24 protein-coding genes and 1 riboswitch are annotated in these 19,755 nt (G+C 49.9%); of the genes, 6 read left to right on the top strand and 18 right to left on the bottom strand.

Annotated elements, in window-relative coordinates:
- Positions 1–33 precede the first annotated feature (33 nt).
- The 3 genes from ACU70B_RS05410 to ACU70B_RS05400 form a co-directional block, all read right to left on the bottom strand.
- Positions 34–1,137 carry a Nif3-like dinuclear metal center hexameric protein gene (locus ACU70B_RS05410; protein WP_447185326.1) on the bottom strand — a complete coding sequence of 368 codons (1,104 nt, stop codon included), beginning with the start codon at positions 1,135–1,137 and terminating at the stop codon, positions 34–36.
- Positions 1,121–1,819, bottom strand: coding sequence for a tRNA (adenine(22)-N(1))-methyltransferase (locus ACU70B_RS05405; RefSeq protein ID WP_447185325.1), 699 nt, complete (start codon positions 1,817–1,819; stop codon positions 1,121–1,123). Before ACU70B_RS05405 ends, ACU70B_RS05410 begins: the two co-directional genes overlap by 17 nt.
- A 111-nt stretch (positions 1,820–1,930) precedes the next feature.
- Positions 1,931–3,295, bottom strand: a complete 1,365-nt coding sequence (locus tag ACU70B_RS05400) for a TrpB-like pyridoxal phosphate-dependent enzyme (RefSeq protein WP_447185324.1) — start codon at positions 3,293–3,295, stop codon at positions 1,931–1,933.
- Positions 3,296–3,495: 200 nt separating this feature from the next.
- A riboswitch (TPP riboswitch) is annotated at positions 3,496–3,602 on the top strand.
- Positions 3,603–3,663: 61 nt separating this feature from the next.
- Here ACU70B_RS05400 and ACU70B_RS05395 point away from each other — a divergent pair.
- The 4 genes from ACU70B_RS05395 to ACU70B_RS05380 are packed head-to-tail and all read left to right on the top strand — an operon-like array spanning position 3,664 to position 6,502.
- A complete protein-coding gene (locus ACU70B_RS05395; RefSeq protein WP_447185323.1) occupies positions 3,664–3,954 on the top strand; it encodes a thiamine-binding protein in 291 nt (96 codons plus the stop codon).
- A complete protein-coding gene (locus ACU70B_RS05390) occupies positions 3,926–4,735 on the top strand; it encodes an ABC transporter permease (protein WP_447185322.1) in 810 nt (269 codons plus the stop codon). The genes ACU70B_RS05395 and ACU70B_RS05390 overlap by 29 nt, the downstream gene beginning before the upstream one ends.
- The gene (locus tag ACU70B_RS05385) at positions 4,732–5,721 is read left to right on the top strand and encodes an ABC transporter substrate-binding protein (RefSeq protein ID WP_447185321.1); all 990 of its coding nucleotides are present in this window, start codon (positions 4,732–4,734) and stop codon (positions 5,719–5,721) included. The genes ACU70B_RS05390 and ACU70B_RS05385 overlap by 4 nt, the downstream gene beginning before the upstream one ends.
- A gap of 40 nt (positions 5,722–5,761) precedes the next feature.
- On the top strand, positions 5,762–6,502 hold the full coding sequence (locus tag ACU70B_RS05380; RefSeq protein WP_447185320.1) for an ABC transporter ATP-binding protein: 741 nt from the start codon (positions 5,762–5,764) through the stop codon (positions 6,500–6,502).
- A gap of 68 nt (positions 6,503–6,570) precedes the next feature.
- On the opposite strand, the gene ACU70B_RS05375 is transcribed toward ACU70B_RS05380, so the two are convergent.
- The 7 genes from ACU70B_RS05375 to ACU70B_RS05345 form a co-directional block, all read right to left on the bottom strand.
- Complete coding sequence (locus tag ACU70B_RS05375) at positions 6,571–7,563, bottom strand: acyl-CoA dehydratase activase (protein ID WP_447185319.1); 993 nt, start codon at positions 7,561–7,563, stop codon at positions 6,571–6,573.
- Positions 7,564–7,629: 66 nt separating this feature from the next.
- Complete coding sequence (locus ACU70B_RS05370; protein WP_447185318.1) at positions 7,630–8,745, bottom strand: 2-hydroxyacyl-CoA dehydratase; 1,116 nt, start codon at positions 8,743–8,745, stop codon at positions 7,630–7,632.
- On the bottom strand, positions 8,717–9,706 hold the full coding sequence (locus ACU70B_RS05365; protein ID WP_447185317.1) for an acyl-CoA dehydratase activase-related protein: 990 nt from the start codon (positions 9,704–9,706) through the stop codon (positions 8,717–8,719). The genes ACU70B_RS05370 and ACU70B_RS05365 overlap by 29 nt, the downstream gene beginning before the upstream one ends.
- 26 nt (positions 9,707–9,732) lie before the next feature.
- The gene (spoVAE, locus tag ACU70B_RS05360) at positions 9,733–10,089 is read right to left on the bottom strand and encodes a stage V sporulation protein AE (RefSeq protein ID WP_447185316.1); all 357 of its coding nucleotides are present in this window, start codon (positions 10,087–10,089) and stop codon (positions 9,733–9,735) included.
- Positions 10,090–10,107: 18 nt separating this feature from the next.
- On the bottom strand, positions 10,108–11,118 hold the full coding sequence (spoVAD, locus tag ACU70B_RS05355; protein ID WP_447185315.1) for a stage V sporulation protein AD: 1,011 nt from the start codon (positions 11,116–11,118) through the stop codon (positions 10,108–10,110).
- Positions 11,119–11,318: 200 nt separating this feature from the next.
- Entirely contained in the window at positions 11,319–11,792 is a 474-nt protein-coding gene (spoVAC, locus tag ACU70B_RS05350; RefSeq protein ID WP_447185314.1) for a stage V sporulation protein AC, read from the bottom strand.
- Positions 11,793–11,941: 149 nt separating this feature from the next.
- Complete coding sequence (locus ACU70B_RS05345) at positions 11,942–12,136, bottom strand: dodecin family protein (RefSeq protein ID WP_447185313.1); 195 nt, start codon at positions 12,134–12,136, stop codon at positions 11,942–11,944.
- A gap of 241 nt (positions 12,137–12,377) precedes the next feature.
- Here ACU70B_RS05345 and ACU70B_RS05340 point away from each other — a divergent pair, with 241 nt between their 5' ends.
- Together ACU70B_RS05340 and ACU70B_RS05335 are read left to right on the top strand one after the other, a co-directional pair.
- Complete coding sequence (locus ACU70B_RS05340) at positions 12,378–12,953, top strand: BUD32 family EKC/KEOPS complex subunit (protein ID WP_447185312.1); 576 nt, start codon at positions 12,378–12,380, stop codon at positions 12,951–12,953.
- Positions 12,954–13,009: 56 nt separating this feature from the next.
- A complete protein-coding gene (locus ACU70B_RS05335) occupies positions 13,010–13,777 on the top strand; it encodes a glycosyltransferase family 2 protein (protein WP_447185311.1) in 768 nt (255 codons plus the stop codon).
- Here the strand turns inward: ACU70B_RS05335 and ACU70B_RS05330 are convergent.
- The 8 genes from ACU70B_RS05330 to spoIIAA form a co-directional block, all read right to left on the bottom strand.
- Complete coding sequence (locus tag ACU70B_RS05330; protein ID WP_447185310.1) at positions 13,774–13,953, bottom strand: hypothetical protein; 180 nt, start codon at positions 13,951–13,953, stop codon at positions 13,774–13,776. The genes ACU70B_RS05335 and ACU70B_RS05330 overlap by 4 nt on opposite strands.
- A gap of 4 nt (positions 13,954–13,957) precedes the next feature.
- On the bottom strand, positions 13,958–14,947 hold the full coding sequence (locus ACU70B_RS05325) for a glycosyltransferase family 10 domain-containing protein (protein WP_447185309.1): 990 nt from the start codon (positions 14,945–14,947) through the stop codon (positions 13,958–13,960).
- An 89-nt stretch (positions 14,948–15,036) separates the two neighbouring features.
- Positions 15,037–15,984 carry a GDP-L-fucose synthase family protein gene (locus ACU70B_RS05320; protein WP_447185308.1) on the bottom strand — a complete coding sequence of 316 codons (948 nt, stop codon included), beginning with the start codon at positions 15,982–15,984 and terminating at the stop codon, positions 15,037–15,039.
- A complete protein-coding gene (gmd, locus tag ACU70B_RS05315) occupies positions 15,977–17,056 on the bottom strand; it encodes a GDP-mannose 4,6-dehydratase (RefSeq protein ID WP_447185307.1) in 1,080 nt (359 codons plus the stop codon). Before gmd ends, ACU70B_RS05320 begins: the two co-directional genes overlap by 8 nt.
- Positions 17,057–17,076: 20 nt before the next feature.
- On the bottom strand, positions 17,077–17,889 hold the full coding sequence (locus ACU70B_RS05310; RefSeq protein ID WP_447185306.1) for a glycosyltransferase family 2 protein: 813 nt from the start codon (positions 17,887–17,889) through the stop codon (positions 17,077–17,079).
- A gap of 243 nt (positions 17,890–18,132) precedes the next feature.
- Positions 18,133–18,864 carry a SigB/SigF/SigG family RNA polymerase sigma factor gene (locus ACU70B_RS05305; protein WP_447185305.1) on the bottom strand — a complete coding sequence of 244 codons (732 nt, stop codon included), beginning with the start codon at positions 18,862–18,864 and terminating at the stop codon, positions 18,133–18,135.
- 13 nt (positions 18,865–18,877) lie between these two features.
- Positions 18,878–19,324 (bottom strand): anti-sigma F factor, encoded by a 447-nt coding sequence (gene spoIIAB / locus ACU70B_RS05300; RefSeq protein WP_447185304.1) that lies wholly within the window; start codon positions 19,322–19,324, stop codon positions 18,878–18,880.
- A gap of 37 nt (positions 19,325–19,361) precedes the next feature.
- Positions 19,362–19,694: an anti-sigma F factor antagonist gene (gene spoIIAA / locus ACU70B_RS05295; RefSeq protein ID WP_447185303.1), complete on the bottom strand. Its 333-nt coding sequence runs from the start codon at positions 19,692–19,694 to the stop codon at positions 19,362–19,364.
- Between the last annotated feature and the right edge of the window lie 61 nt (positions 19,695–19,755).

The following is a 19,755-nucleotide window of genomic DNA, read 5'->3' as shown; positions in this document are numbered from 1 at the left end:
ATAGCAATTATTTTCCTTTTAGCTTTAATAATTTTAGACATCTTTTATGCAGGCCGGAGAATGGCACTGAATCAATTCCACCGCTAATTGCTTATCCTCCAGAAAATCGTACAGCAAGGGAACTACAATCGCCTCGGTCCCATGGTGGCCGGCATCTATGACCGCCAATCCTGAAGCTTCGGCTTCTTTAGCTTCATGGTATTTCAGGTCGCCGGTGACCAGCACATCTATATTACGGCCCCGGAGATGCCCCATCAGGCTGGCGCCTGACCCGCTTATTACGGCAACATTATTTACCATACTGTCCAGCTCCCCGACTACTCGCAGTGATTGTAATCCCAGCCCGGCTTTTACCTGGAGAACGTAATCCCGCAGGCTGGTCTTCTGCAGCAAATGTCCTTTGCGCCCCGGGCTGAACACCCTTCCCTGGTTTTCCAACCGATAGAGATCATAGGCTACCTCTTCATAGGGGTGAGCTTCCTGCATGGCGGTTAGAACCCGGCCAATATCGCGCTCGTAAATTATTGTCTCCAGGCGGAACTCATCCGTCTCTTCCAGTATGCCGCTTTCACCGATATAGGGGTTGCTGTCCGGTCCGGGACGAAAAGTACCGGTACCCCGGGTACGAAAGCTGCAATCCGAATACTGACCGATAAAACCGCCTCCAGCCGTACAGATAGCTTCCCTGACTGCTTCTCCGTGGGTTACAGGTACAAATACCACCAGCTTGAACAAGGCTTCCCGGTAAGCCGGATACAGCGGCTCTATACCCAGCAGACCCAGACGTTCCGCCAGCAACTGGTTAAGGCCCTGCTGGGCAGTATCGAGATTGGTATGGGCAGTATAAAGAGTAATACCGGCCATAACCATCTTTTGTATCATCCTGCCCCCCGGTGATGCATAATTAATATTCTTCATCGGACGGAAAAAGAAAGGGTGATGGGTAATGATCATATCGACCCGATTATCCACCGCCTGTTGTAATGCAAACTCATCCAGATCAAGTGCAATCAGCAGACGGCCTACTTCTTTATCAGCGCTGCCTATCTGCAAACCGCTGTTATCCCAACTTTCAGCCAGATATAAGGGAAATGCCTCCTCCATAATAGCCATGATGTCTTTAGCCCGGACTGCCATCAAGTATCGCCTCCAGTTCTAGTATTTTGCCCCGGTATTCATCTACCGCAATATCCCGGTCACCGCCGGCCTGCATTAAACCGTGGCAGGCCGCCCGGTACCTGCTCAGGCAGGATTTCAGGTAACGTGACCTATAGGCCGTTTCCCTGCGCAGCAGCAAGGGCCCGACATCGATTTCCAGAGGGGTCAGGCGATAGGGAATGTCCCCCGGGCCGGCACTCAAGGCCACAAACAGGCGGCCATTCTCATCAATCAGCCTCTCTTCCAGTATCGGCCAGCCCCGCCCGGAAAGTTCCCGGCGCAGGGCTCCGGCCCGACTCATAGGCTGAAAAACAAACCTTTTAAAGCTGCAGGCCTTACTGTAATCTGCAGAGAGGATTTCCGCCATCGCTTCCCCTCCCAGACCGGCTATAACCACATTTACCGCTTCACCGGAACCAAGCACGGCCAAGCCGTCGCCCCGGCGTATTTTTATCAGCCCCCGGCAGGGGCTGTCCGCGACTCCGGCCAGTAAACGCTGGTAAGGGCCATCGCCCAGCTCGGTGGCAATAACCTGCGGTGCCATTTTATGTTCTACCAAAAATCGGGCCAGTCCCCCGTGGTCTGCGCCTATGTCGGCGGTTACCCCGCCCTTTATTATCATTTCGGCAAGCGCCAGGAGACGCCGGGATAACAATATCATAACCATCCTCTCGTTATGTATTTTAATATTATATTAAATTATTATCTGCGAACAAGGTAATTTAAAAACCCCGGCCTAGTACTAGACCGGGGTTATATATAGCTGTTTATTCTATTTTACAACCGGCAGGTCTTTTACACTTAAAGCCAGCTCCTCATCGGAAAACTCGATATCATCGGTTTCACCTGCCAGAAACTTATCATAGGAATAGAGATCCAGGTTGCCATGTCCGCTGAGGTTGAAGACAATGGTGCGGGGAACTCCATCTTCTTTGGCTTTTAGAGCTTCGTCGATGGCTACCCGGATAGCATGGGCTGATTCCGGTGCCGGCACAATACTTTCGGTACGGGCAAAAAGCATGGCAGCTTCAAAGGTCGGGTTCTGTTTTACCGCCCGGGCTTCAATCAGCCCATCATGATACAACTGACTGACCAAAGGTGACTCTCCGTGGTATCTTAGACCGCCGGCATGGATTCCCGAGGGTACAAATCCATGTCCCAGGGTATACATCTTCAGGGCCGGGGTAAGACCTGCCACATCGCCGTAATCATAAGCAAATACGCCTTTAGTAAGAGTGGGACAGGCTGCTGGCTCTACTCCCACCAGACGGATGCTTTTGCCGGCCAGTTTATCCGGTATGAAGGGGAAGGCGATGCCGGCGAAATTGCTGCCTCCGCCACAGCAGCCGATGATAACATCGGGATAATCGTCAACCATTTCCAGCTGCAGCTTTACTTCCTGTCCGATTACACTCTGGTGCAGACAGACATGATTCAAAACACTTCCCAGGGAGTAGTTGGTATCATCCCTGGATACTGCGTCTTCCACCGCTTCACTGATAGCCATTCCCAAACTTCCCGGGGTATCGGGGTTCTTTTCCAGGGCCTGGCGTCCGGCAGCAGTCAGACTGCTGGGACTGGCAACACAGGTGGCGCCATATAGCTCCATGATCGAACGCCGATAAGGCTTCTGGTAATAGCTCACTTTCACCATGTATACCATAGCCTCCAGGCCAAACAGCTTGCAGGCCAGGGACAATGCAGTTCCCCATTGTCCGGCCCCGGTCTCGGTACTAATCCGCTTGATGCCCTGAACCTTGTTGAAAAATACCTGGGGCAAGGCTGAGTTAAATTTATGGCTGCCCACGGGGCTAATGCCCTCATATTTGTAGTAAATACGGCAGTTGGTGTCCAGAGCCTTTTCCAGGCTGCGGGCCCGAAACAAGGGTGAAGGCCGGTATTGCTTGTAAAGTTCCCGTACCTCCTTCGGTATCTCTATAAACCTTTCGATCGATACTTCCTGGGCAATAAGTTCCCGGGCAAATATAGGCTCCAAATCAGCCGGGCTTAATGGCTGCATAGTCTGGGGATTTAAACCAGGAGCAAGGGGATTGGGCATATCTGCCTGGACATTATACCAGAATTTCGGAATCCTATCCTCCGGCAGAATGATTTTGGTGAGCTCGGCTCTACTCATCTCAGCTAATCTCTCCTCTCGTATTTGATTAAGTATTTAAAATTTAGTTTAGCACAGGATAATAGGCATCGCAAGTGCCGCGACCTTGATTATGCACAGGTCTATATATAAATATCTACAAGGCTTCCTTTTGAGGTCACCCTGTTCTTTATCAGTCCTGATAAATCTTTGACCAGCAGGGAACATAATAGTATAATGCTGGCAAGACAGAGGGGAGCCGGAACGGTCCGGCTGAGAGTGGACGGCAGTCCTGACCCTTGAACCTGATCTGGGTAATGCCAGCGTAGGGACAAGAGTTACTCGAACCGAAAGCTGCTCTTTTCTGTGCGATAAGAAGCAGCTGTTTTTTTTAAGGAAGGGGGATTCCTTTGCCCAATGCCAACTTAAGCCTGCAGATCCTGCCTCTGGTGGCGGAAGACCAGGTATATGCAGTGGTGGATAAAGTTATTGCCGCCATTCAGGCCAGCGGCCTGAAGTACGTGGTAGGCCCTCTGGAGACCACTATGGAGGGAGATCTGGAACAGATGCTGAATCTGGTCAGGAAAGCCCAGGATATTTGTGTAGAAGCCGGCGCCGGCCGTATAGTCTCAATCATAAAAATCGATTATAGCCCGAACGGAGTATCCATTGATGAAAAACTCAGCCAATATCGGCCATAAAGTAGCCCCCTGGCTGGCCTTCCTGCTCCTGCTCCTGATATGGGAACTGGGGGTGAGGGCATATAACCTGCCCGGATACGTTCTGGCCAGCCCGGGCAAAGTTCTGGCTACCATTACTGACATATACCCGGCACTTTGCTTTCATGGCAGCATGACACTGCTGGAGGCGGTTACCGGTTTCATCCTGGCCATTATTATAGCCTTTGTCATGGCATTCCTGCTGGATACCTGCGTATGGTTAAACCGGGCGGTCTATCCCCTCCTGATAATATCCCAGACCATACCCCTGATCGTACTGGCGGTACTGTTCACCATCTGGTTCGGATTCGGCTTGCTGCCGAAAATACTGGTGGTCATACTGGTTTGTTTTTTCCCGGTGGTTATCAGCTTCAGCAACGGACTGCGTAAGGTTGACCCGGATCAGTTGAACCTGTTCCGCTCCATGGGGGCCAGCCGCCTGAAAACCTTTGCCATGGTCAAACTTCCGGCAGCTATGCCGGCATTCTTTTCCGGTATCAGGATATCAGCCACCTACAGTATTATGGCTGCCGTAATAGCTGAATGGCTGGGGTCAAACCGGGGATTGGGATACTATATGACCCTGCAGCAAAAACAGTTTGCTATTGACCGGGTGCTGGCTGCGGTGGTGATAATCTGTCTTTTAAGCCTGCTGCTGGTCAAGCTGATCGATTTGGGCGAATACCTTCTGGTGCCGTGGAACAGGTCGTATTTCAATTCCCTGCCTGGGGAAGATTACAGCAAAAAGGAGAATTCAGCATGAGAAAAATAACGGCATTGCTTATAATTATAGGTCTATTGTCAATACCCCTGGCCGGTTGTAATCAAACCCCTCAACCGGCTCCGAATGAAAAACTGACTAAAGTTACGGTTCTGCTGGACTGGCTGCCTAACACCAACCATACCGGGCTTTACGTGGCTCAAGACAAGGGTTATTTTAAAGCCGAAGGTCTGGAGGCAGAGCTTCTGCAACCGGGTGAAGGAGGCACCGCCCAATTACTGGCCGCCGGAAAGGGTGATTTCGGCATCAGTTATCAGGAGGAAGTAACGGTAGCCCGCTCGGAAGACATCCCGGTAGTAGCCCTGGCCGCTGTAATTCAGCACAATACTTCCGGTTTTGCTTCTCCGGTGGAAAGGGGGATTAAGAATCCCGGTGATTTTGCCGGTAAAACTTACGGGGGCTGGGGTTCACCGGCAGAAACGGCCATGATCAGGGCATTAATGACCAAGTACGGGGCTGATTTCAGTCAGGTCAAAATGGTGAATATCGGTTCCGCCGATTTCTTTACCAGCATGCATAAAGGCATTGATTTTTCCTGGATTTACTGGGGCTGGACCGGGATCGAGGCTGAACAGCGGGACATGAAGCTCAATTTCATCAAACTACGGGATGAAAACGACTCCCTGGACTTCTACACCCCGGTCATAATAGCCAGTGAGACAAAACTCCGGGATAATCCGGAATTGGCTCAAAAATTCCTGCGGGCCTGCAGCAAGGGTTATGAGTTTGCCATCAAGAATCCGGAGGAGGCCGGAAGGATACTGCTTAACAACGTTCCGGAACTGGATCAAAACCTGGTCAGGGCCAGCCAGAAGTACCTGGCCCGGGAATATCAGGCTGATGCCCCGCGCTGGGGCGGGATGAAGCAGGAAGTCTGGAAAAAGTACGCTGATTTTATGTTTGAGAACGAGCTGATAAAAAAGAACATTGACCCGGAGAAAGCCTTTACCAATAAATACTTGCCCTAAATTATGGGTCTGTAGAATATTAATTCTGGTCTTGGGAGAGATGGACTTGGCCAAATTAGAAGTTGTAAATGTAAGCAAAACCCTGGAGAGGCTTCATACCCTGGATAACGTCAGCATAGAACTCCGGGAGCGGGAGTTCGTAGTTATTCTGGGGCCCAGCGGCTGCGGTAAAAGCACCCTGTTAAATATTATCGCCGGCTTAATCAAACCCGATCAGGGGGGCGTCTGCATTGATGGCGAGGATTGGAGCGGGCGCACCGCCAGGGTAAGCTATATGCAGCAAAAAGACCTTCTCCTGCCCTGGAAGAATATCCTGGATAATGTGTCCATCCCCCTGCTTTTAAAAGGCGTCAATAAGAATCAAGCCCGGGATACGGCCCGGCACTACCTGCAGGATTTCGGCCTGCAGGATTTTGCCGCTTATTACCCCCGGCAGCTCTCGGGCGGCATGAGACAAAGGGCGGCATTGCTAAGGACCTATCTTTTTGCCAGCGACATTTTGCTCCTGGACGAGCCCTTTGCCGCCCTTGACGCTATTACCCGGCACAAAATGCAGATCTGGTTAAAAGATTTGCGCAAACGCTACCAGCCCTCGATTCTTTTTGTAACCCATGATATCGGTGAGGCTTTGCAACTGGCAGATCGAATCTATGTTCTCTCTGCCCGCCCGGCATATATCAAGCTGGAAATTGACCTGGCTGCTACCTCAACCAGAGATGAAAAGGAGCGACTGCGGGAAAGGATTTTAACCCTGCTGGAAGAGGAAGCTGAAATCCGGTGAATCCTCGCCTAAAGTCCTCAACTTTCGCAGTTCGGCACACCGGGGTAATATCCGTATTGGCAATATTTCTACACCACCTGCAGCTTTTCAGAACTGTCGTTTAACGAGCTTTCCCACTTCTTGCAGCGATCGCCCCAGTAGGCCAGCACCTGTGAACCTCGTTTGATGCAGACTACTTCGCAGAGATTGGGACAGCCCTTGCATTCGCGGCTGCTTGACTTGAACTCGCCCTCCATAATAAAATCCTCCCCGCGGAATTTACCCGGCGCTTGACTCTGCCCCGCCTGTTCCTGAGCCAGCATGGCGGCGCCAATGGCGCCCATAACTTCATAGGGTCCGGGCACATGGACGGGACAATCCAATACCCTTTCAAACGCTTTTCTGATACCGGCGTTGGCGGCCACTCCGCCCTGAAACACAACCGGTTCCCGGATCTTTTTGCCCTTGGCCACATTATTCAGATAATTTCTCACCAGAGCCTCGCAAAGCCCCATGATAATATCCCCTACCGGGTAACCCATCTGCTGCTTGTGAATCATATCCGATTCCGCAAACACGCCGCAGCGGCCTGCTATACGAACTGCCTGGCGTGAGCCCAGGGCATGTTCTCCAAAATTCTCGATAGCTATATTTAATCTGGCGGCCTGCTGATCCAGAAATGAACCGGTACCCGCAGCGCAGACGGTATTCATGGCAAAATCCTGCACTATCCCATCCTTAAGGATGATTATTTTGGAATCCTGACCTCCGATTTCGATTATGGTGCGGACCCCGGGAAATATTGCTGACGCCGCTACCGCATGAGCTGTTATTTCATTTTTTACCACATCCGCCCCCAGCAAAACCTCAGCCAGGTGGCGGCCGCTGCCGGTGGTCCCCACTCCCCTGATATCAAGGGTTCCGCCATGTTGTTTTTTGATCCGGGCAAAGCCTTCTTTAATAGCATTGACCGGGTTCCCCAGAGTACGTAAATAAACCTTCTCCCGGATATTGCCGTATTGGTCCATGAGTACAAAGTTGCTGCTGACCGACCCGATATCGACTCCAAGAAACTGCTGCAATGTTACATCCTCCTGTCAATAAGAAAATAACCGCTCTCTACGAGGAAAGCCCTCCGGGGATCGCTGCTAAATACTTGCGTTTGCCGGGCGGTCAACGCTCCTGAACGGCTGACACGACTTTCTCTGCAGCATATCCAGGAAGGCCTCCAGGCGGGTATAAATTCCCGCCTGGCCGGAATGTTCATCAAAATACATGCTCATACAAGGAATACCTTCAATTTCGCTGACCTTTCCCAGCACCGACTGCGCTACTATTTCCGGCATACAGGTAAGGGGTCCGATCTGCACTACGCCGTCATATTTTTTTCGGGCAAAATCCACGGTATAACCGACTGTTTCCTGTCCATGGCCACCTACCCAGTAATTGAGATAGGGACTGGCACAGTTTATTATTTCACCATGCCGGGAACGCTTAATCCATCCCCCCAGCAGATGGTCATTGACCCATTCACTCATATAGATGGAACATGTAACCTCGGCATTTAACCTTCCCATGTAGCGGGCCAGATAGTAGTTGGCGGCCGGTTCCAGTATGGTATATATCTCCCCTACCAGACCTATACGTAAAATCGGCTTCCCATGCCCGGGCTGATCCTGCAGCTTTTTCAAGTACTGATTAGCAAGGCGGTAAACCGCTTCCCGGTCACCGGCCCGGTCGATTTGCTCCAGGCCTTCATCAAAGATTTTTTCTGCCCGCTCTTTATTGGCTGCCCGGGGCAGGTGATATTCGAGCTGTTTTTCCAATTTTTCTACCGCATTAAGCTTATACCAGGCAAATTTAATGGCTTTAAGGGCTTCCCAGAAGGTTACGTTTTCCCCCAGGGCTTTTAACTGTTTAAGTAAATCGGAAAGACGTGAATCCGGTGCTTCCAGGATAATCATTCTAAAATCATAATCCAGGCTCTGCAGAATATCCCTTTCCACCTGGGCATAATAGCCGAAACGGCAAGGCCCCCAGCCTCCAGCCATGACAATGGTATCCGCACCGGCTTCGATGGCTTCGATGAAGTTCCCCATATTAATCTTTAAAGGCAGGCAAGCAAACTCAGGCGAGTATTTCACTCCCAGTTCCATGGTTTTCTTGCTCACCGGCGGAGGGGGTATTACCTCCAATCTCAACCCCTTTAACAATGCCTTTATAGGAATATGGGCATTACCCATATGCGGAAAGGTTACCTTCACCACGCATCCTCCTTCTACGCAACATATCACAGAAGGCCTCCAGTCTGGTTACCAACCCGCCTTCACCACTATGTTCATCTATGGTCAACATCATAAACGGTTTATTGCGGACCTTTCTTTCAATGATTTCACCAATCAGAGAGTCCGGCCCACAGCCAAAGCAAGCCAGATATATAATTCCGTCTATTGCCGTACATTTATCCATATAGAGGGCGCTGCCCACTATTTTTCGTCCCAGAGTCCAGAAGACCCGCTTGGGTATGGTGGCAGCTTCGTTTTCCACAGCTTCCCGCTCCAACGATTCCGGAAAAAAGGTATTACACCCCATTTTTCTTAACCTGCCAATCAGATTCATGCTTATAAACTGATCATAGAGGGAATAGCCATGCCCCAGCACACCAATATTTAAATCACCGGTTAAAAAGCTGTTCACCTGTTTCCCCTCCCACAGGCGGATAGCTTCGGCCCTGGTATATCCCTCCCGAGCCAGTCTGGTACAGAAATGATTTTCCTGGCAGGCATGAATATGCGCCCGTCTGATCTTTTTTTTATCCTTGGTGAACAAACTTCCCACCCGTACAATATCCTGCTTAAGCCCACGGTCACTTCGGCTTACGTCAATGGTGAGGTCAATCAGCGGCGGCAATTCATCAAAGGCAGCCTTTACCATATCCGGAATACCCATAAATTTAGGGCATATATAGCTTTTGGGTTCAACGCTTACCAACCGCGGTATGAATATATAATCCAGGTTCTGCCGGCATAATTCCCGGACATGGCCAAAATAAACCTTTATCGGCAGACAGGTTTCATCTACGGCAAACTTTATGCCTTCATCCAGGGTTAGGCGGTTGCTTTCCGAAGACGATATCACCTCCGCCCCCAGGTCGGAAAAAAAAGTCTTCCATAAGGGATAGTAGTAGTAATAAAACAGGCCGTGCGGTATGCCTACCCTTTGCATTCCAGTTCCTCCTTCCAATCCGGCAATTACCCTTTAGGGTTAAAGATTACCGCAGCAATGTAGCCAAATATAATAGCGGCAGCTATTCCGGCCGCAGCAGCTTCAACCCCACCGCTAAAAGCTCCCAGCAAGCCCTTTTGTTCAACAGCCTTCAAGGTTCCTTGGGCCAGAAGGTGCCCAAACCCCGACAAAGGGATGGTAGCGCCGGCTCCACCGATATCGGCCAGAGGTTTGTAAAGTCCCAGGCCGCTAAGTAAGGCTCCGATACTGATATAACCCACCAGAATATGTCCCGGTGTGATACTGGGCTTGGTAAGGTCCATTACTATCTGTCCGATAAGACAGAGACTGCCACCAACCAAAAATGCCATCAGAAGTGACATAATAGAATTACCTCCAAGTTAATACTCAATGGCTACCGCGTGTGCTATGGCTGGGATCGTACTGCCCTGGAAGCTGGTAATAGGACTCATTAACGCACCGGTAGCTACCAGCAGCAGCTTTTTGATCTCAGCTTTGAACATCTTTTTCATGAGAGGCCCGCACAGCATGGAGGCAGCACAACCACACCCACTTCCCCCCGAGCCGATATCCTGTTTTTCATCATAGATTAAAACCCCGCAATCACTATAATTGGGCTGCGGCACTACCCCTTCCCGGACCAAAAGCTGTCCCAGTATAGCCATCCCCAGCTTTCCCAGATCACCCGTAATAACCAGGTCATAGTAGTCCGGCAGCCGCTTCAAATCCTGCAGATGCATCTTGACGGTATCCGCTGCGGCCGGAGCCATAGCACTGCCCATGTCATTAACATCGGTTTGTCCCATATCGATTACCCTGCCAATGGTAGCGCTGGTAATCCGGGGGCCCGACCCCGAAGCCTCCAGAATTACAGCCCCGGCAGCAGTAGCCGTCCATTGCGAACTGGGGGGCTTTTGCACCCCTTGCTCGGTCGGAAAGCGAAACTGCCTTTCCGCGGTATAATGATGGCTGCAGGCAGCGGCAACCACTCGCTCGTAAAATCCCCCATCCACCAGCATGGAGCCGATCAGTATAGCCTCAACCACGGTCGAGCAAGCCCCGTATAAGCCCAAAAAAGGGATACTGAGCTGGGCAGCGGCAAAATTGGAGGAAACCAGCTGATTTAACAGGTCACCTGCCAGCAACACTTCGGCATCCCGGGTATTAAGGCCGCTCTTGTTAAGAGCCAGCTCAACCGTCTGCTTGAGCATTTTGTTTTCGGCTTTTTCCCAGGTATCCTCACCCAACAGATAGTCAGGCATTATAAGGTCAAAATCATTCCCCCAGGGCCCCTCACCTTCCTTGGGACCAACTATGGAAGCCCAGGAGGAGAGAATCGGGGGGTTGTCAAAAACTACTGTCTGCATACCTCTTTTTTTAGATCCTGGCATTCATATCCCCCTTTTAAAAGCATGGCAACCCTTTCGCTGGACACTTTAACCCCGGATCGGCTTACCCCGCGCCCGCCCATGGCCGCAGGGCCATACCTCTTGGGGCAAGTGTCAAAGTTAAGGGGCCGGGTAGTTAAGCGTCAATTTTATAAAAAACTCTGCATCAGTCATAGGTTGTCAGCCTTCGTCCGCATCGATTGTCACATCAGCAGCAGCTTGATCAAACCGATTAAAGTAGAAACAGCGAACCCAAAGACCAGTGTAGGTCCGGCAACGCTGAAAATACGGGCGCCTACCCCAAAAATATAGCCTTCCCTTTTAAACTCTATAGCTGAGGCTACAATGGCATTGGAAAAACCGGTTATAGGCACAATGGAACCTGCCCCTGCTTTTTTTCCCAATTCATCGTAGACGCCAATCCCAGTAAATAGGGCTCCCAGAAATATCATAACCACCGAGGTGGCCGAACTGGCATCGGTCTGGCCCATTCCTCCTGCCTGCAGAGAATTAAGTATAATTTGTGCCAGGACACAGATCAATCCCCCTACAATAAAGGCCCAGACACAGTTTTTAAGCAGGGGTGGTTTCGGTTTAATCTGTTTGACCAAACTGTCATATTCATTTATTTCCGCCTGTCTTAACTCCTCTGCGTTTGGTGTTTCCGTTTCGTTCACCCCCCGTTAACATATTATTGACATTTCATGTTCTGTTTTATGCCTATTAAAAAGAAACAACACCTCTTAAAAGTCCTGTGGAACCATACCGGAACTAGCTATCGGATTATCACAAGACCTTCAAAAGATGTCGTTTCGCTGCCGGAGAATTACTCTACATAGGCTATCTTAATATTGGCTTTGTACTCAACGATCTTGTTGTTCTGGCAATCTGCAGTCCAATTGTAAACCTCCACACCGGTTATGTTGTTTAAACTGCCGGAAGCTTCCGTTACTGCGTTTTCTATAGCTTCCTGCCAGCTCTTACGGGACTCGCCTACGAATTCTGCGATTTTAACCTGCATTATCAATACCTCCTTGCAATTTTGCTTGTATTTTGAGCTTTGCCCCCCTTTTTTATTCAGCCTGCAGCCCACAACGCTTTACAGCAAAGGGACCGGATAGTTTTGTGTAGACTCCGGGCTAGCTGCGGGAGCCGATTCGTCCCCGTCCATTACCTAGTAGCGAGCAAAGCCTTAAGTTTGCACCGATTTCCTGATAGTGGAATAAGATATTGATGTCAGGGTTTATAAAGGGGTGATTAGCATGCCCCACTGTGAAAACGATAGCCCGGAGACAATTATGGTAGACGATACAACCTTTGAACTCTTGCCGTCAGAAAGCAATACCCATTATATCGGCATCTCACCCCAACAGATTATCAAGATTGAAAACCGCCGCCATGAAAATAAGCTGCGCACTTTGGACGAAGAAGTAGAAGTAATAAAATACCTTAATAACCAGGGCTGTAACAGTTGCCCCCATCTTTTAGCTTATGGAAAATTGGATGACGGCAGGCCTTATTTCATTGAGGAGAGGATACACCCCCAGGGTGAAGCTATACTGGCCGATATTCTGCTGGCCTTGTTTGAACAAAAGCAATTGGGGGTATATCAAGGAGATTTGCATCCCGGAAACATAATCTTTGACGGCAGGACCACCTATCTGATTGACTATGACCAGGCTATCATGAGCGAGGAAATTATAAATATGGGAGAAATCGAATTTCTGCACTGGATATCGCACCAGAAGATTCCGGCTTACGTATTAGAACGCGAGAAACTACATTCCGGTTACGATGACTTTATTCGCCTGCTATCCCGCTTGCCTCGCCACCTGTAAATCAGACGGCAGATTAAAATATGTGCGGCAGGCACATTTGTCAGGAGGGTCTCTAAATGAGTAATAATCCGATTATAAAGATTGCCAACAGATCTTACAGAGTTAATGCTCCCCAGCGCCAAAGCCAAAGTTTCCGGGGGGTATCGATTATAACCTGCACCAAGCGTCCGGCTTATCTGCAAAACATTTTAGGCAACTTTTTACGGCAGGATTTTACGCCCAAAGAATTGATTATCATAATCAATAACAATTCGATTGATCTGGGGCTCTGGAGAAGACAGACAGCAGAATATCCACAGGTAAGGGTGCTTCGGGTAGATGAAAAAATAGGCCAGGGTTCATGCCTCAACTATGCCGCCAATCAGGCTTCCTATGACTATGTAGCCAAATTTGATGATGACGATTATTACTCCCCCACTTACCTGTCCAACTCAGTAGCCGCACTGGAAAACAGCGGCGCGGGGTTGGTCGGCAAAGCCAGTTGGTTTCTGTATTTTGAAGGCAGCAGGACTTTAGCCCTTTTTGCCCCGGGTCGTGAAGACGCCTTTGTTGACAAAGTCACCGGGGCTACCATGTTAATCCGGAAAAACATCTTAAAACAGATCCGCTTTCGCAACCTGGATGCGGGCGAAGATGTTGAGTTTTGCCGGGACTGCATCAGAAATAATGTTCGTATCTATGCCACCGATCGTTATAATTTTGTTGGCATACGGCGCCTGAATATTGACTCTCATACCTGGCAGGACAGCGAAGAGCGAATTCTCGAGGATTGTATGATCATCGCCCGCACCGATGACTACCAGTCCATTGCCAGCCGGCCTTAATCCGGCTCAGAAACCGGGCGTCCTTTTTCATAATCAGTCTGCTGTAGCCGCGGTTCCGCTTGGCCATATTTCTGCCGCTTTCCGGTAAAGACAACTCGTCCCCCTTTTCCTCCCTTGGAACCCAGCCCCCCACTCAGACGGCAGCTTTTATAGCCTGTGCGGCTGCATTTTTCCATCAGCCTACCCTGCCGGATAAAAACTTATCCTCTGTTTGGCGGCCGAATTAGAGCTTAGCACCCGGCTGACTGGCTCACCGGCTGCCACTACCACCCTTTTTCTGCGAGTTGCCGGTTCTTCAACCAGGCCGGCAATAAGGGCAAAAAGATTGTACCTGTCCAGTACCAGATTCCTGGCCTGTATAATCCCGTCCAGTGAAGCTTCATAGCGCCGTTCCCGAATACAATCTTCGATTACCCTGATTGAGCCTTCCGCATCATCGATATCAATCCGGGTATTGGAACCAGCCGGAAAATAATCATCCACATTAGGGCAGCCGTGATAAATAGGGTAAGCCCCGGCCAGATAAGCATCTGCCAATTTTTCCGTCCAGTAATAGGGATAGACCGAATTTTCCAGCGCGATATGATATTTATAAGGGCTGACGGCATCCCACTTATCCTCCACCTCGCGTATACCACGCCCGAAAACATCAATATCCTCACCAAAATAAGCCTTAAGCCTTCTTACAAAATTCAGCCTTTTCTGGTGCCCCTCAGTAAAATCTTTACTGGAAGTGATAACCGACATCAGCTTACTCTTGGGCAAAGCATACGAATCCTTGAAATCATCGTAATCCCGATTAATAATACTGCGGCGGCTATCAACATCTATCAGCACCCTGCCCACATGCCAGCACAGCCCGGTTTGACTAAGTATTAGCCGGGGGTGGGGCATGTGAGCATGACAGGTCACTACCCGGGCGAATTGGTTCGCGTAGGCCGGGGGATAATCAGTTATACTGGGCGGTTCTCCGGTGATGAGGATAGTATTTTGGGGTGGGCAAAAGGCAGTCTCATGCTGCAGCACCCCGTTATATACCACCCAGTAATCGCAATCACTTATACCGCTATCGATAAAAAACTGACAGTTGCCCCAGATTCCACGCCGCCCTGGAGTCTGCCTGATTAACGGCTCATATGGGAAATCAGTACTTAATTTGACCCTGATCAAAACGAACCTCCTTAGCTTATTTTATATTGAACCCACTGCTCAAACCCGATTGGAATGTATGAATAGGGGAAGTCCCGGCGCCGGAGTGTTCATGCCTCCCAGCCACCGTAGCGCCCCGATTTTAAATACCAGTGATAAGTGTCCCGGATTCCCTGCCTTAAAGATATTCGAGGCTGCCACCCCAGTCGGGTCAATCTGCTGATGTCCAGCAGCTTGCGGGGCGTCCCGTCAGGCTTACCCTCATCATAGACGACCTTGCCGGCATAGCCTACAATAGCCTTTACCAGTTGTGCCAGATCAGCAATACTGATGTCTTTTCCCCAGCCGATATTTATAATCTCCGGTTCCCGGTAGTTGTTCATCAGGAAAACACAGGCCGATGCCAGATCATCTACATGCAAAAATTCCCGGCGTGGCTGTCCGCTGCCCCAGACCACTACCTCCTTAGCCCGCCCGGCATTAGCCTCATGAAATTTCCTAATCAGGGCAGGAAGAACATGGGAAGAATTCAAGTCAAAATTATCTCCCGGCCCATAGAGATTAGTGGGCATAACCGCAATAAAACTGCACCCATATTGCAGGCTGTAGGCCTGACACATCTTTATTCCGGCAATTTTGGCTATGGCATAGGCCTCATTGGTTTCCTCCAGTCCGCCGCTCAAAAGATACTCCTCCCTCAAGGGCTGGGGAGCGAGTGCAGGGTATATGCAGGAGGAGCCCAGGAATAACAGTTTTCTGACTCCATAACGATAGGCGGCATCAATGACATTGGTCTGTATCATCAGGTTCTCCCGGATAAACTCGGCAGGGAAGCTGCGATTTGCCTCTATTCCCCCCACCCGGGCGGCAGCCAGGAAAACGTATTCCGGTTTTTCCCGGGCAAAAAAACGATAAACTTCCGCCTGGTCACAAAGATCCAGCACTTCCCGGGGGCGGAGCAAAATATTGGAATAGCCCTGAGCCTCAAGTTGGCGCAGGATGGCTGAGCCTGCCAAACCCTGATGCCCGGCTACATAAATCTTAGCCTTGCTATCCATGGGCACTGCCTCTGACTACGGTAATATGTCCCGCATCGCGCAATATTTTTTCCTGCCGGGCCAGAACCAGGTCATGGTCAGCCATCATTTTCACCAGTTCCTTAAACCTGACCTGGGGACTCCAACCCAGTTTCTCCCATGCCCGGGTGGCATCCCCCAGCAGATAATCAACCTCGCTGGGCCGGAAGTAGCGTTTATCAATACTGACATGATCCTGCCAGCGCAAATCCAGATAGGAGAAACATTCTTCCAGAAATTCCCTTACCGAATAGGATTCTCCGGTGGCTATGACAAAATCATCCGGACAATCCTGCTGCAGCATCAGCCACATGGCCCTGACATAATCGCCGGCATAGCCCCAGTCCCGCTTGGCATCAAGGTTACCCAGATAGAGCCTATCCTGCAGCCCCATCTTAATACGGGCAGCCGCCCGGCTGATCTTGCGGGTAACGAAAGTCTCGCCCCGCCGGGGTGACTCGTGGTTAAAGAGTATGCCGCTGGCAATATACATGCCATAAGCTTCACGGTAGTTCTTGGCATACCAATAAGCGGCTGCTTTGGAAACGGCATAAGGACTGCGCGGGTAAAAAGGGGTCAATTCGTTCTGCGGAGGAGCCGCAGACCCGAACATCTCCGATGAAGCCGCCTGGTAAAGGCGCACTTCCCGGCCCGACGCCTCCATATAGTCGCGCAGGGCCTCCAGCAGACGCAGGGTTCCCATGGCCACCGTATCAGCCGTATATTCCGGTTGTTCAAAAGAGACTTTTACATGGGACTGGGCCCCCAGGTTATATACCTCATCCGGTTCAACCTTTTGTAATATCCTCCTCAGCCCGGTAGCATCGGTTAAATCACCATAGTGCAGATACAGGGGGGGATCAGGCTGGTGCGGGTCCTGATAAAGATGGTCGATGCGGTCGGTGTTAAAGGTTGATGTACGACGGATAATGCCATGCACCTGATAACCCTGATTAATAAGCAATTCCGCCAGGTAAGACCCATCCTGACCGGTTACGCCAGTGAGCAGAGCCTTCTTTACCCCGGATTGGCTAAGCTTTCCGATCTCTTTCATCGCATCTATTCCTTCATCCCTTAATACGCAGTAACTGCATCCTTGAAATCATCCATACGGTCAACCACATGGCAAAAGCGAAGGTACTCATCTTCCTCTACCCTCCAGGTATGGGTATCCGCACTGGCACGCCGGATGCAGGTGTAATTGAACCGGTTGGTTGAATACATCTTTATGCCATGCTGGCTGCAGTTGTTTTGAAATTCGGTATCTTCTCCATGATCCAGTGCCTTAAACTTTATCAAATTAAATACCCGCTTATTAATAACCATGGTTGCTCCCGCCAGCATGCTGGTAAAGCGATCCTCCTGGTTGGGATGGGCTATAGCCAGGGTGCTGCTGCCTTCGAAAAAGACAAATATGCTGCACTTGCCAACAATATCGGCATTAGTAGCCTTAAATGTATCGACTGCCTGTTGCAGATAACCAGCGGCGTAATAATCATCATCATCGAACTTGGCAACATAACCATACCTGGCTTGCTCAACTGCATAATTCAAGCATTCACCCAGGGTTACCGATTGGTCCAGTTGAAACACCCTTACATTAGGATAAGAGCGGGCCCATGTTTGCCATTCGTCAAGGTCAGCACCATTATTATTAAGTATGATAATGAGTTCCACCGGACCGTAATACTGATGAATATAGTTTTGTATAATCCTCTCCCGGTATTCGGGGCGATTGGTGCAGGTTATAACAGATACGCCCTCTATAAACCTGTCGCCCGTCTTTAAATTGTGCCTTACCGGTGCTCTGCCGGATCTCTGCTGGGGTTGCCTGTTGTTACCGAAAACTAACTGAACCGGCTTGGTGCGCGTTACCTTTACTTCCATGCTGTTGTACCCCCGTTCTATACTGAGATAAGCAGCAATTCAAACTCAATCTCAATATCCATAATATGAGAAAATCCGAGTGACTGTGACTGCTCTGGGACTGACTGGCAAAAAGAAGTTTGATTAACCTTTATACATACGAAATTTTCAGACTTTATGGAAAGAGGGATTGCGGTTATGGCAGTCATACAATGAAGGAACAAAAAAACAGGCCTTTCGGCCTGTAGCTTTTTAATTAGGGGATTACTCCAGCAGGTCTTTGAGTTTATTGATGGCCCGTTTTTCAATTCGGGATACCTGCACCTGGGAAACGCCCAAATCATCTGCTATAGAAGACTGGGTTTCGTCTTTAAAAAAGCGCCTCAGAATCACTTCCTGTTCCCGCGCCTCCAGGTGCCCCAGAGCTTCCCGCAAAGCGAGCTTCTCCAGCAAAAGGACGCTGCCTTCTTCATTAGCCAGGCGGTCGATGAGCGATAGCTGCTCTTTCTCCTCTCCCGGCACCACATCATGCATATAGGCCGGAGCCTGGCAGGCCTCCATTGCCACTACAATATCTTCCTTATCCATTTCCAGCAGACCGGCAATCTCGTTTACACCCGGTTCCCGGCCGAGGTCGCCGCGCAGCTTGTCCTGGGCCCAACGAATCTTGGTGTAGGTTTCCTTTATATTGCGCTGCACTTTAACAATTCCATCATCACGCAAAAATTTCTTTATTTCACCGATAATCATGGGAACGGCATAGGTGGAAAAGCGAACATTGAAAGAAAAGTCAAACTTGTCGATGGCCTTCAGCAGACCGATTGACCCCACCTGAAAAAGATCCTCATATTCATAGGAGGAGTTCTTGAATCTTTCCAGCACCATATAGATCAACCCCAGATTCGCCTCATATACCCGGCCCCGGGCATCATCATCACCCTGTTGGGCCAAGCGCAGCAGCTCTTCATTATCCTGGTAGGAATTCGGTGAGGACATAACCATCCCCCTTTTAAGCATAAGCTTCCCGGTCTCTGGTTATAAAGTGACGCTTCAAAATCACGCTTGTCCCCTCATCAGGCTTGCTGCTTACCAGCATTTCATCCATAAAGGATTTCATAAAGGTAAAACCCATACCCATCCGGGCAGGGTCACTGGAATAGCTGGGCTGCAGCGCCTCTTCCAGATTGTCGATCCCCTTGCCGTAGTCCTTAATCGTCAACTCCAGAGAGCGGTCATCCAGAAGGCTGGCAATAATCTCAATCCTGCCGTCACCCTGTTTCTGGTAAGCATGAATAATGCAGTTGGATACGGCCTCCGATACCACCAGCTTGATCTCTTCGATATCATCCAGGGTGCAGTTCAACTGGGAGGCGAAGGCCCCCACACAGGAACGGGCAAAAGAAACATTTTCCGGCAAACTCGGAAATTCAAATCGCACATAGTTTATCACGTTCATTTATTCCCAGCCCCAACAGGCTGGTGTCCACCTCCCTCTACAGATTAATTATATCCTGTTCACTGCTGTACATGGGAACCAGCCGGTTAATTCCCGAAAAATGCAAGATTTTTTCTACCGGGTTTTTAGCCCCCACGATGAACATCCGTCCATTAGCGGAAGTGATTTTTTTGTACCTGCCGATAATAACCCCCAGGCCGGAGCTATCTATGAAAGTAACTTTCTCCAGGTTAAGGATAAGATTTCTTATGCCATTCTCCTCCAACCGCCGGTCTATCTCCTGCCTCATCTCATCCGCAATAAGCATGTCCAGCTCACCCTTGGCCCTGACAACAAGCGTATTCCTAACCATTTTATACTCTATATCCATTTCCTCATCCCCTTCTTGCTGCTGATAACATGTTATGTCTTCGGCAAGAAGGGGATTTTTT

The organism is Syntrophomonas curvata (genome assembly GCF_052976825.1).
This window is presented reverse-complemented; position numbering and strand designations above follow the sequence as displayed.